General features: G+C 67.9%; 10 protein-coding genes. 4 read left to right on the top strand and 6 right to left on the bottom strand.

The genetic code is table 11. The features are described from left to right. Positions 1–75: 75 nt before the first annotated feature. Both AC1DYI_RS14865 and AC1DYI_RS14860 read right to left on the bottom strand, forming a co-directional pair. A complete protein-coding gene (locus AC1DYI_RS14865) occupies positions 76–1,278 on the bottom strand; it encodes an L-dopachrome tautomerase-related protein (protein ID WP_477204899.1) in 1,203 nt (400 codons plus the stop codon). A gap of 273 nt (positions 1,279–1,551) precedes the next feature. Then, the gene (locus AC1DYI_RS14860) at positions 1,552–2,358 is read right to left on the bottom strand and encodes a hypothetical protein (protein ID WP_477204898.1); all 807 of its coding nucleotides are present in this window, start codon (positions 2,356–2,358) and stop codon (positions 1,552–1,554) included. Between the two features lie 162 nt (positions 2,359–2,520). Here AC1DYI_RS14860 and AC1DYI_RS14855 point away from each other — a divergent pair, with 162 nt between their 5' ends. Next, the gene (locus AC1DYI_RS14855) at positions 2,521–3,021 is read left to right on the top strand and encodes a GAF domain-containing protein (protein WP_477204897.1); all 501 of its coding nucleotides are present in this window, start codon (positions 2,521–2,523) and stop codon (positions 3,019–3,021) included. 38 nt (positions 3,022–3,059) lie between these two features. Here AC1DYI_RS14855 and AC1DYI_RS14850 read toward each other — a convergent pair whose 3' ends face one another. Both AC1DYI_RS14850 and AC1DYI_RS14845 read right to left on the bottom strand, forming a co-directional pair. Next, complete coding sequence (locus tag AC1DYI_RS14850) at positions 3,060–4,214, bottom strand: agmatine deiminase family protein (protein WP_477204896.1); 1,155 nt, start codon at positions 4,212–4,214, stop codon at positions 3,060–3,062. A gap of 202 nt (positions 4,215–4,416) precedes the next feature. Continuing rightward, the gene (locus AC1DYI_RS14845; RefSeq protein ID WP_477204895.1) at positions 4,417–5,019 is read right to left on the bottom strand and encodes a hypothetical protein; all 603 of its coding nucleotides are present in this window, start codon (positions 5,017–5,019) and stop codon (positions 4,417–4,419) included. 222 nt (positions 5,020–5,241) lie between these two features. Between AC1DYI_RS14845 and AC1DYI_RS14840 the strand changes: the two genes are divergently transcribed. The 3 genes from AC1DYI_RS14840 (at position 5,242) to gshA (ending at position 9,642) form a co-directional block, all read left to right on the top strand. Further along, positions 5,242–5,973 (top strand): BPSS1780 family membrane protein, encoded by a 732-nt coding sequence (locus AC1DYI_RS14840; protein WP_477204894.1) that lies wholly within the window; start codon positions 5,242–5,244, stop codon positions 5,971–5,973. 42 nt (positions 5,974–6,015) lie between these two features. After that, the gene (locus tag AC1DYI_RS14835; RefSeq protein ID WP_477204893.1) at positions 6,016–7,968 is read left to right on the top strand and encodes a B12-binding domain-containing radical SAM protein; all 1,953 of its coding nucleotides are present in this window, start codon (positions 6,016–6,018) and stop codon (positions 7,966–7,968) included. 111 nt (positions 7,969–8,079) lie between these two features. Beyond that, positions 8,080–9,642, top strand: a complete 1,563-nt coding sequence (gshA, locus tag AC1DYI_RS14830) for a glutamate--cysteine ligase (protein WP_477204892.1) — start codon at positions 8,080–8,082, stop codon at positions 9,640–9,642. A gap of 18 nt (positions 9,643–9,660) precedes the next feature. Here the strand turns inward: gshA and AC1DYI_RS14825 are convergent, their stop codons facing one another. Continuing rightward, positions 9,661–11,034, bottom strand: coding sequence for a sigma-54-dependent transcriptional regulator (locus AC1DYI_RS14825; protein ID WP_477204891.1), 1,374 nt, complete (start codon positions 11,032–11,034; stop codon positions 9,661–9,663). After that, on the bottom strand, positions 11,031–12,756 hold a 1,726-nt coding region (locus AC1DYI_RS14820; RefSeq protein ID WP_477204890.1), incomplete at its 5' end, for a sensor histidine kinase. The genes AC1DYI_RS14820 and AC1DYI_RS14825, both read right to left, overlap by 4 nt.

The following is a 12,756-nucleotide window of genomic DNA, read 5'->3' as shown; positions in this document are numbered from 1 at the left end:
CTCAGCGACTGTGCATGCGCAACACGCAGGAACAGGCTGAGATCATCGAGGTGCATGGTCCATTATTGTCGGGCGTCAGGAGCCCGGCGTGCCCGGTGCCTCGGGCCGGAAGCGGTAGATGCGGTACGGCGCTGCGTTGTTGGCGATGCCGGTCGGAATGGCATTGGCCTGGAAGGCTCCTGTCTGGATCAGCTGCGCGGCGCCCGAGTAGATGAAGCCATCGGAGATGTAGGTCACACCATCCGGCCAGATCATGTTCGGGTCCGACACATAGTCGCGGTATTGGCGCGTGTCGGGCGGGATGATGCCGATCGTGTGCCGGCCGACCTCGGTCAGGTACAGGTTGTTGTTGGCGTCGATCGTGAGCCCGCCGTTGTAGGGCTTGTGGGCGTAGAACTCGACCTTGGCGGACAGCTGCACATTGCTGAGGTTCGTGTCCAGCACATCGGTCATGCGCACCCGGTACATCTCGTAGCTGCTGAGCGGCGAGAAGTACAGCCACTCCTGGTTCCTGTCGAGCGTGATGCCGTCGACGCCCACGCGCAAGCCCCACGACGCTTGCTTCTGCCCCGCCTGCGCCACCCACCGGATCGGGTCGGTGTTCGGAATCACGTGCACATCACCCTGCAGCAGCCGGCGGCTCTGGCCTGTGGCGATGTCGGTGACGACCAGGGCCGCGGTCATCCCGATGCCTTCGGAGGCTTCGCCGATCGCCTCGTCGGCCGCCACCAGCACGCCGTGCTTCAGGTCGATGGCGAAGTCGTTGTGCTGCGATTGCGGCAGGGTGACCGCGTCGAGGTCGATCACCTTGTACAGCCGGTTGGCCTTCGTGTCCCAGCCGACGTATTTCGCGTGCAGCGCCGCCGGGCGCGGATGCACCGGATCGGCCCGGTCGGTCGACTTGGCCGAGTCGAGAATCCACAGGATGCCGTTCGCATCGGCATGAAGGCCCAGCACCCAGTCGATGCAGAAGTCGTACCGGCCGTTGACGGCTGGCAGGAAGCTGCCGTCGGGGTTGCGGCAGCTCTGCAGCAGCCCCGAGCCGGCCGTCGGATACGGTGTGCTCGACTTGCGGTCGGCATTCAGTGTGGCAACCTGCACCGAGGTCGGGGTCAGGTAGAACGGGTGGTACCCGATGATCAGCTGGCCGTCCCGCTTTTGCGTGATCGCCGCGATGCCCGATTGCGTCAGCTCCGCATGGACCGCCAGGCTCGCCTGACCCTTCTTCTGACCTGGGTCATCGCCTCCACCGCCGCAGGCGCTGAACGTGGCAGCCATGGTCAGGGTGAAYGCGGCCGCGGCCGCACATCCGACAGTTTCTCTCGGCATCACAGTCTCCGTAGTCGTCTTGAAAAGCGATTGCCAGGTGGCCGGCAAATACTCGCTCTCGTCAACGGAGGCGACAACGCAGGGACCGCGAAAACACTTGATCGAAATCGTTGAAGATCGATCCGGATGGCGCGTGGACAGATGTTTGGCTGAGTTGCCGGGAAGAACCGCCTCAAATGTCGACAAGGCAATCAAGCGCCACCCGCCAACGGGCGGCGCGCTTCAACACCCGATGCTGCTCAGATAGGCGGTGGGCGGGTTCTTGCCGGGCTTGGCCTGGGTCGACAGGATCAGCGCCTCATGGCCGCTGTTGTTGCCGCCGATGTTGAAGAGGAAATCGGGTTTGCCATCTCCATCGAAGTCGCCCAGCGCGCTGAGCTGGACCATCCAGCCGAAGCCGCCGAGGTCGTAGTCGAAGCGCTCCCCATCAACTTCGAGCGAAAACTGAACGCCTTCGCCGTACGGACGACCGTCAGCGGTGCGGAAGCCGTTCTGCACAGTGAACGCGTACGGCTTGTCGTTCAGCTTCATCTGGAACCGGTAGCCCAGTTCGGGCTGGAACGACGTGGTGCCGTTCTTGAAGCGATGGATCGGCACGCTGCCGGCTTTCCACGCCACGCCGGGAACGCGGACGTAGAGGTCAGCCGCCACGTCTTGCGGGGTCTCCTGCAGGTTGCCTTCGTAAGCCTGGATCTGGGACTGGGTGACCTGGTCGGTGATCGGCTTGAAGCGCTGGCGTGCCTCGGCAGCGGCCAGCGGGCGAATCGTCATCGTGGCGGCCTGCGCATCCACCATCAGCACCGCCCAACCGTCCATCGGCCATTGGTTGGCGGCCGTGCCTTCGAAAGGCGCGGGGATGAGAAAGGTGCCGACGCTGCCGCCCCATTCGCCTTGGCGCAGCAGGGCGCCCGGTGCCGGCAGCGGCTCAGCGAACGCGCTGCCGGAGACCATCACTGCCGTCGCTGCCAAGGCAGCGGTGAGCGCCTTCCGCAAGACATCCGTCAGGGCGGTGGATGGGCGTCGTGTCATGGTGGCCTGGAGGCGAGTTGTCATGGCGTTGAATCATGCCCGTCGGCCCTCGATTGCGGTGTGAGAGTTTCTTCACGCGCGTGAGCCATCACACCGAGCCGCTACATTCCGCCTTGTTCAAGCCGCAGGCATCTCCGCCTCGGTCTCAACCGATCCACCACCATGAGCTTCACCGCCGACACCCTCGACATGTCCAGCCCCTCGCGCAAGCAGCAGGCGTACGAGACGCTGCAGGCGCAGGTCACTTCGCTGCTGCAAGGCGAGCGGGACCGGGTCGCCAACCTGGCGCAGTTCTCGGCGCTGGTCTTTCAGTCTTTGCCGTCGTTGAACTGGGCCGGGTTCTACCTGGCGCAAGGTGAGGAACTGGTGCTGGGGCCGTTCCAGGGCAAGGTCGCATGCGTGCGCATCCCGTTCGGCCGGGGCGTGTGTGGCACTTGCGCGGCGACGCGGCAGCCCCAGATCGTCAAAGACGTGGATGCCTTCCCGGGCCACATCGCTTGCGACAGCGCATCGCGTTCGGAGCTGGTGCTGCCTTTGATGGCCGAAGGGCGCTTGCTGGGCGTGCTCGATCTCGACAGCCCTGAGCTTGCGCGGTTCGACGAGCTGGATGCGCAAGGCCTGCAGCGGATGCTCGACGTATTGGTGGCCGGCACGGACTGGTGACGGGCAGCGGCCGAGACCGCCTGCCCACCACCGCGTCGTCACACCACCGGCTGCTGCTGCGTCACGCAGTGGATGCCGCCGCCGCCCGAGTACAAGTTGTCGAGATTGAGCATCTCGATGGTGCGGCCGGGATACAGCGCCGCCAGCTTGGCATAGGTGTCGGCGTCGGTGGTCGAGTCGCCGAAGTTCACATTGATCACCGCGCCGTTCGTCACCAGGTAGTTGATGTAGCTCGGCAGCAGGTCCGGGTTGGTCGAGCGTGGGTGCACCGGCTGGTTCAGCAGCGTGAGCTGCAAGCGGCGGCCCTTTGCATCAGTTGCTGCGGCCAGCACGTTGTAGATGGCGCGCGCATCCCTCGCCCACATGTCGTTGGCACCGGCCGGCGGGTTGTGGACCACCAGCTTGCCGGGCGCCACGAATTGTGCCGTGGCGTCGATGTGGTCGTCGGTGATGTCCTGGCCTTTCAGGCCCACGCACCAGATCATCTTGGTGGCGCCGTAGAGCTTCAGCAACTCGGTCTCGATCTGTGCGCGCGTCTTGCCGGGATTGCGGTTGCTGTTGACCCAGCAACTCTCGGTGGCGACCAGCGTGCCGTCGCCGTCGTGGATCACGCCACCGCCCTCGCCCACCACCGTGGCCTTGGTGATGGGCAAGCCCATGTAGGCGGCCACGCGCTCGGCCACCAGCGCGTCTTTGGCATGGGTCTGGTGGTTGCCCCAGCCGTTGAAGTTCRGGCCGATGCAGTTCAAACCGCCACTGCCGTTGCGGCGGAAGACCGGGCCGATGTCGCGCATCCACATGTCGTTGGTGGGGATCGTGCTCAGCACCGTGACCGGGTAGACCGTGCTGCCGATCTTGCTGCGCGCGTTGGCCGCGTTGGTCGAGCCGTCGGCAATCATCGTGATCGGCTCGTACTTGGCGATGGTGCGCGCCAGCGTCGCAATGTCAGTCTGCATCTTCTTCAACAGCGACGAGCCCCAGATCGCCGTGCCGGCCGGCCACGACATCCAGGTCTGCGTGTGGGGCACCGCTTCTTCCGGCACATAGGCCGTGGCCGTGGCTGCGGCCACGCTGGGAATGTGCAGGCCGGACAACGCCGTGCCGACCAGGCCGCTGCTGGCCAGGCCGATGCCCCCCGCCTTCAAGAACCCGCGCCGCGACGCGCCCGGCCCCTGGACTGACTGCTTATTCATGACTGACTCCGTGCTTCGCGTGCCGGGGTGCACCCGGCGCCGTGGACCACCGCGAACGATCGGGTGGAATGTGAATCGCCGGGCGCCTGTTGGCGGGCACCCGGCGGTCATGATTGAAGCGTCAGCACGAGGAAAGGGGTAGCGAGATTTGTGGCGCCGATCTATCGACGCCGCTCATGGTTCGCTGCTTCCAGCAGCCGAATCAAGGCCCCGGCGAGGTTTCGCGCAGCTCGACCCGGTCGACGTAGAACAGGCCGCCGTTCGAATCCTGGTTGTAGATGACCATCGTGTCAGTCGCGCCGGTCGAATCGGTGCAGACGCGCAGTTCTTCCCACTCACCGTGCTTGGTGCTCCAGCTCACCGGGCCGGTGTTGCCGCCGCTGGACTGCATCGCCACGTGGCCTTTGGAGACCTTGACCCAGGCCGAGAACATGTACGTCTTGCCGGCCGTGTTGGGAATGCTCTGGAACACACCGCCTTCGTTGCTGCCGGCCTTGAACTTGAGCATCAGGCCACCGCCATTGCCCGGGGCGTTCGAAGGCACCAGCGTCGAGCAGACCTTGGCGCCGCCGTTGCTGCTGTGCATCGTCCAGTTCGCGGCGGCCGAATTGGTCGAGCCGCCTTGCGGCGTCCAGCAGGTTTCGGTGCCGGCAGGCACGCCGGCCTGGGCCGTCTCGAAGCTGGCGTTGACCGCCGAGTTGCCGGTGACAAAACCGATCGGCGGGCAGTAGATGGAGGCTGGCGAGCCGGCCTGGGCAGTGGCGGCCAAGGCCCACAGGCCGGCAGCGAGAACGTGGTACTTCATGGGGGTCTCCCGAGGGTGCGAGGGGGTGCCAGGCCCTGCGGCCGGCGGCGCCAGTGTGAGTGGCCTGACCGTCGGTGCCCATCCCGGGGGCTAGGGGACCGTCAGATGTCCGGATTGGCGGGCGAAATACGAAATACGCCCACCGCAGTCGGCAGCGCCTGCGAAAACGGCTATCGTGCGGCGCGTGGCGATTCGGCCAGGGAACACATAGGAGAGATCGCAATGGCGGAGATCAACGACGGCGGCGTGCAGGCACGCACTGTGGACGCGGGCCGCGGGGTCAATTGGTGGGGCGAAGCCTGGACGCTGTTCCAGAAGAACGCCGGCCTGTGGGTGGTCATTGCGCTGATCCTGCTGATCGGGTCGGTCGTGCTGAACTTCATCCCCTTCCTCGGCCCGCTGGCGCTGGCCTTGCTGACACCCGTGATCACCGGCAGTTGCCTGCTGGCCGCGCGCAAGACCGAGCAGGGCGGCGCGCTCGAGATCGGCGACCTGGGCTTGGCCTTCAAGGAGCACCTGAACCCGTTGCTGGTGATCGGCGGGCTGTTCCTGGCAGCCAACATCGTGATCATGGTCGTGATGGGCATCCTCGGCTTCGGCGCGGTCATGGGCATGGGGGCTGGCAGCGCGGCGCACAGCGTGGGCGGCGTCATGGCGGGGTTCGGGGTCTTCATGCTGGCGTTGCTGGTCGGGATGGCGCTGTTCGTCCCGGTCTCGATGGCCATCTGGTTCGCACCGGCGCTGGTGGTCTTCCGCGGCGTCGCGCCAGTGGACGCCCTGAAAGCCAGCTTCGCGGGCTGCCTGCGCAACATCGTGCCTTTCCTGCTGTACAGCATCGTCTTCTTCGTGGCCGCGATCGTCGCCACGATTCCGGCGGGGCTGGGCTGGCTGGTGCTGGTCCCGTTGCTCGTGCTGACGACTTACCTGGCCTACCGCGACATCTTCAGCGACTGACGACACGCGTCGCCGCGGGGCGCGGCACAATTTCGATTCCGAATGTCTGCCGCTGCCCCCAACCCTTCCTCTTCACCGCTGCGTGTGCTGTCCGTCATCCCGCCGATGACGCAGCTGAACACGCCGTACCCGTCGACCGCCTACCTGACCGGCTTCCTGCGCTCGCGCGGTATCGACGCAGTGCAGGAAGACCTCGCGCTGGCGCTGTTGCTGCGCCTGCTGGCGCCCGCCGGCCTGCTGCAGCTGCGTGACGCGGTGCAGGCCCTGCCCACCGCGCGCCACACCGCACAGACGCGGCATTTCGTCGACGAATACCCGCGCTACGAAGCGACTGTCGGGCGCGTGATCGGCTTCCTGCAAGGTCGCGACGCGACGCTCGCGCACCGCATCAACACCCGTTTCTTCCTGCCCGAAGGCGAGCGATTCCGCTCGCTTGACGTCTACCAGCAGCTCTACGCCGAAGACGCCGACCCACTGGCCTGGGCCTTCGGCGCCTTGGGCCTGCAAGACCGCGCCCGCCACCTGGCCACGCTGTACTTGAACGACCTGGCCGACGTGCTGCGCGACGCCATCGACCCGCGCTTCGAGTTCGTGCGCTATGCCGAGCAGCTCGCCACCAGCCAGCCCAGCTTCGACCCGCTGGCCAGCGCGCTGGCCGCGCCACCCAACCTGATCGACGACACGCTGCACCAGCTGACCCTGGAAGCACTCGATCGCCACCAGCCGCAGGTCGTGCTGTTGTCGGTGCCCTTCCCCGGCGCGGTGTACGCGGCGCTGCGAATCGCACAGACCATCAAGGCCAAGCAGCCCGGCATCACCACGGTGCTGGGCGGTGGCTTCGTCAACACCGAGCTGCGCGAGCTGGCCGAGCCCAGGTTGTTCGACCACATCGACTACGTGACGCTGGACGCCGGCGAGCGCCCGCTGCTGGCGCTGCTGGAGCACCTGCAAGGYAAGCGCTCGGCGTCGCGCCTGGTGCGTACTTTCACCCGTGACGCCAACACCGGCCAAGTGCGCTACACGAACCTGGCCGAGCCCGACGTGCCGTTCGACGAGGTCGGCACCCCCACCTGGGACGGCCTGCCGCTGGACCGCTACCTGTCGCTGCTGGACATGCTCAACCCGATGAACCGGTTGTGGAGCGACGGGCGCTGGAACAAGCTGACGGTGGCCCAGGGCTGCTACTGGAAGAAGTGCAGCTTCTGCGACGTCACGCTCGACTACATCTCGCGCTACGAGGCGGCTTCCGCCAGCACGCTGGTCGACCGCATCCAGACCATCGTCGACGAGACCGGCCAGACCGGTTTCCACTTCGTCGACGAGGCCGCACCGCCGAAAGCCCTGAGGGCGCTGGCCGAGGAGCTGCAGCGCCGGCAGCTTGAGATCTCGTGGTGGGGCAACATCCGCTTCGAAAAGACCTTCACGCCGTCACTGGCGCAGCAACTGGCCGACAGCGGCTGCATCGCGATCTCCGGCGGGCTGGAGGTGGCGTCGGACCGCCTGCTCGCGCTGATGAAAAAAGGCGTCTCGGTCGAACAGGTGGCGCGCGTGACCAAGGGCTTTGCCGACGCCGGCATCCTGGTCCACGCCTACCTGATGTACGGCTTCCCGACCCAGACCGTGCAGGACACCGTCGACGCACTCGAATACGTGCGCCAGCTGTTCGAGAACGGCTGCATCCACTCCGGCTTCTTCCACCGCTTCGCCTGCACCGTCCACTCGCCCGTCGGCAAGAACCCCGAGGAATACGGCATCACGCTGCTGCCGCTGCCCGACTCACCGTTCGCGAAAAACGACGTCGGCTTCGTCGACCCGACAGGCACCGACCACGACGCGCTCGGCAAGGGCCTGAAAAAGGCGATCTACAACTACATGCACGGCATCGGGCTGGACGAGGACGTGCGCGCCTGGTTCACCGAGGTACGCGGCAAGGTCCCACGCACGACGGTGGCAAAGCAGCGCATCGCGCGCAGCTTGGCTGAAGCCAGCCTATAGTCGGCGCTGGCCCGTCCGGCCTCGCCTGTCACTCGACGATCCGCCCCGAGGAACGCCTAGCACAGCCACCCAAACCCCCACGCCAAACAACGGTCATTCAACTGTCTTCCAATGGCGCACCCTGACGACAACACCAACGACGCCGTGAGCCTTTTGAACACCAGACTGCAGGCCCTGTCTGCCGAGCGCCTGCGCGGCATTCGGCGCGGCATCGAGAAGGAAAGCCTGCGCGCGATGCCGGGCGGCGGGCTGGCGCAGACGCCGCATCCGCTGGCGTTGGGGTCGGCGCTGACGCACCCGACGGTGACCACCGACTTCAGCGAGTCGCAGGTCGAGCTGATCACCGGCGCCCACCCGACCGTGGCCGGTTGCCTGGCCGAGCTGGGCGAGATCCACCAGGCCGTCTTCCATGCGCTCGAAGCCGACGGTGGGCAGGAGCGGCTGTGGGTCTCGAGCATGCCTTGTTGCCTGCCGGACGAAGACCAGATCCCGATCGGCCAGTACGGCCACTCGAACGTGGGCCGCGCCAAGACGGTCTACCGCACGGGCCTCAGCCACCGCTACGGCCGGCGCATGCAAACGATTTCCGGCATCCACTACAACTKGTCGATCCCGGGCGCGTCGAGCGACGACTACCTCAGCCTGATCCGCAACTTCCGCCGCCAGTCGTTCGTGCTGCTGTGGCTGTTCGGCGCCTCGCCTGCGGTGTGCAAGACCTTTGTCGATGGGCTGCCGCACGGTCTGGAGCCGCTGGGCCCCGGCACGCTGCACCTGCCTTACGCCACTTCGCTGCGCATGGGCCGTCTGGGTTACCAGAGCGACGCGCAAAGCCGCCTTGCTGTCAGCTACAACGGCCTGGCCGGTTATGGCGGCTCGCTGCAGGCGGCATTGACCGCGCCCTACCCGCCGTACGAAGAGATCGGCCTGCGCGATGCGGACGGCAACTGGAAGCAGCTGTCGACGCACCTGCTGCAGATCGAGAACGAGTTCTACGGCACGATCCGGCCCAAGCGCACGATCCGCACCGGTGAGCGTCCGCTGCATGCGCTGCGCGAGCGCGGTGTCGAGTACATCGAGGTCCGCTGCATGGACCTGGACCCGTTCGAGACCACCGGCATCGGCGCCACCACCGCGCACTTCCTCGACGTCTTCCTGCTGCACTGCCTGCTGTCGGACAGCCCGCCCGACACGCCGGACGAGATCGCCGCGATGGCGCGGAACCAGCACCTGACCGCCGCGCGCGGCCGCGAGCCGGGCTTGAAGCTCGAGCGCGACGGCCGCGAGATCGCGTTGGTCGACTGGGCCGCCGAGATCGTCGACCGCTGCGGGCCGATTGCCCGCCGGTTGGACGAGGTGCACGGCGGCAGCGCCCATGCCGACGCGCTGGCCGCGGCGCAGCGCGCGCTGACGATCCCGGCCACGCTGCCGTCGGCCCGTGTGGTCGAGGTGATGCAGCGCGAGTACGGCGGCGAGTTCGCCCCGTTCATCGCGGCGCGTTCGGCGCAGGCGCGCGAGCAGATCCTGGCGCGGCCTTTGCCCGATGCCGAAGCGCCGGCGCGCTGGGCCGCCACGGCGGCCCAATCGCTGGTCGATCAGCGGCACATGGAGGAGGCCGAAACCCAGACTTTCGAAGAGTTCCTGGCCGACTACCTGTCACCCACACGGCTGGGTTAGGCCCCACGAGGCCAGCGTTCAGCGCAGGCCCAGGCGCGTCAGCTTCTTGATCAGGCCGACGCGCGAAATGCCCAGCCGCCGGGCGGCTTCGGACTGGTTGCCGCCGCAGGCCGTCATCGCGTCACGGATGAGGCGCAGTTCCAGTTCGTTCATGGCCGCGTCGAGCGGACCGGCATCGGTCGCAGCCGCGTTGGCCGTCTGAGAAGAGGCTTCCTCAGGGTCACCGCTGGCCAGTCGCAGCAGCTCCGCATCCACCTCCGACTGGCCCGGCAGCAACAGCGCGCCGGCCGACTCCACCACCGCGCGCAGCTCGCGCACATTGCCCGGCCACGGGCGCGCCACCAACCACGCCAGCGCGCCCGCGCTGAAGCCCGCGCCGGGTGCACAGCGGTGCAGGAAGCGCGTCGCCAGCAGCGGCACATCGGCCGGCCGTTCAGCAATCGCCGGCGTGCGCAGCACCACGCCCTTCAGGCGGTAGAACAGGTCTTCGCGGAACGAGCCGTCGCGCACCATCGCCTCGAGGTCGCGATGCGTCGCGGCCACCACCCGCACATCGGCCCGCTTGGGCACCCGGCCACCAACAGGCACGAAGCTGCCCTCTTGCAGGAAGCGCAGCAGCTTGACCTGCATCGGCGGCGGCATCTCGCCAACCTCGTCGAGGAACAAAGTGCCGCCATGCGCCACCTCGACGAGGCCAGGCTGGTCGCGGTAGGCGCCGGTGAAGCTGCCCTTCATGTGGCCGAACAGCTCGCTCTCCAGCAGCTCCGCCGACAAGGCGCCGCAGTGCACCGCCATGAACGGGCCGTCGCTGCGCCGGCTGCCAGCGTGCAGAGCACGCGCCACCAACTCCTTGCCAGTGCCGGTGGGGCCGAGCACCAGCACCGCCACCTGCGTCGGCGCCACGCGGCGGACCATGCCGCGCAGCTGTTCGATCGTTGCCGACCGGCCGACCAGCCCCAGGTCGTCGGCCGATTGCTCGGCGCGCAATGCGCGCAGCTCACGGTCCAGGCGTGACTGACGCAGCGCGCGGCCGACGACGAAGCGCAGCATGTCCGGGTCGATCGGCTTGGACAGGAAGTCCCAGGCGCCCAGCTCGGTGGCCCGCAGTGCGAACTCGTGATCGCCATGGCCGGTCAGCACGACCACCGGCACCGCCGACAGGCGCGGGATCAAGGCCAGCCCGGCTTCGGGGTCCATGCTGGGTGGCATCGCCAGGTCGAGCAGCACGAGGTCGGGCCGCGAGGCGTCGAAGGCCGCGACTGCCTGCTCGCCATCGCCGGCGATCGTCACCTGGTGGCCCAGTTCACGCAGGAATGAGCCGCCCAGGCGCTGGAACGCCGGCTCGTCGTCAACGAGCAGCACGTGGCCGGTATCGGGTGACGTGGTGGTCATGGTGATGCCGGGAAGCTCAAGGTGAAACACGTGGTCCACGGCGCGCGCTCGGTCAGTGCAGCCTGGCCGCCATGGGCCGCCATCACGCGGGCAACGATCGCCAGGCCGAGCCCGGTGCCGCCAGGGCTGCGTGAAGCAAAGGGCTCGAACAGGCGCTCGCGCAGCTCCGCCGGCACACCGGGGCCGTCGTCGCAGACGTGCAGGCGCGTGGCACCGGCGCTGTCGACCTCGGCATCGATCTGCACCTGCGCGCCGGCCGCACGTGCGTTCTCGATCAGGTTCGCCAACGCCTGCTCGACGCGGCGTGGATCGGCCTGGACGATCAGCTCGTCGGCCAGGCCGTCGCCGAACTGGACCTGGGGCACGCGGGCAGCTGCCTGGCGCGCCAATGCGGCCAGATCGACGCGCGTGGGCGCCAGCTTCCACGGCTTGGCGTAGTCGAGCAGGTCGCTGGTCAGATGCGCGATGCGAGCCACCTGGTCGGCCACTTCGCGCCGGGTGTCGGTCGGCGCCGTCGCAACGGCCATCGAGATGATGTTGAGCGGGTTGCGGATGTCGTGCGCCACCGTCGCGGCCAACGCGCCCAACTCGGCCAGCCGCGCCTGCAGTTGCCGCTCGCGCTCGCGCGCGGCCATCTGCTGCGCCTGGGCCACGCGCGCGGCGGCTTCGGCGACGAGGCTGCCGAACATCTCGGCCACGCGGCGTGGGCCCGGCGGCGCCGCATCCCAGCCGCTCAGCTCCACTTGCCAGCCGTCCGCCGCCAGCGTGCAAACCAGCCTTGGCGCATCGGCCGGCCCGGCCGCCGCATCAGCCACCGTCACTGCCGCTTCGAGACCGATGCGCCGGCTCAGCAGTTGCGCGGCCAGCGTGGCCAGGGCTTCGGCCGATTCGGCCTCGGCCAGCGCTGTGCGCCAACCCGCCAGGTCTTGCGCCGACACTTCGCCGCCGGGGTAGACCAGCCGCTCGGCTACGCGCCGCACCGGCCCGTTCAACGCCAGGCAGGTGGCCGCGATCGCCAGCCCGCTGGCCCAGCGTGATTCGAACGGYAACAGCAGCGGCATCAGTGCGACGGCCCCGACACCCAGCGCCAGCAACAGCGCCCAGGCCAGCGCGCGCCGGGCCCACGCGTTGACGACGAAGACGCGGTAGCGCAGCACGCCGTAGACGAGGATCAGCGTGTAGGCCGGCAAGCCCAGCAGCGGCCACGGGTACATCGGCCAGCCGGCGGTCGCCATGCCGTAGCCGGTCAGGCAAAGAAAGCCCCAGGCGCACGAGGCGGACACGGCGGCGATCTGGCTGCGTTCGGGCTCGCGTGCACGCATCAACGCGCGCACCAGCACCATCAAGCCGGCGCCACCAAGCACGATCCACGCGAGGCTGGCCAGCATGCCGGTGGTGTGCGGGAACGCGAGGTAGCCGACGTGCGGCGTCAGCTCCAGGTGCGCGGGGTCACCGAACTCGGCGACCACTGTGGCCACTGCGCCCAAGGCATAGGCCGCCGGCAACACACCACGCGGCAGCTGAACACGGCAGAAGACGACGCAGAAGTGGAAGAACAGCGCCGACACCAGCGGCGCCAGCGCCAGCAGCCCGATCGCCACCGGCCCCCACTCCGGGCCGAACCAGTTCGGCAGCTCGTTGCCGAGCACCCACAACTCGATCCCGCCGAGAAACCACAGCAGCAGGCGCGCGCCGGCCACCCGGTCGGACCAGATCCACAGC

Source organism: Ideonella sp. P3_A4 (assembly GCF_056403075.1).
Note: the sequence above shows the minus strand (reverse complement) of the source record. Positions and strands in the feature narration are given on the sequence as shown.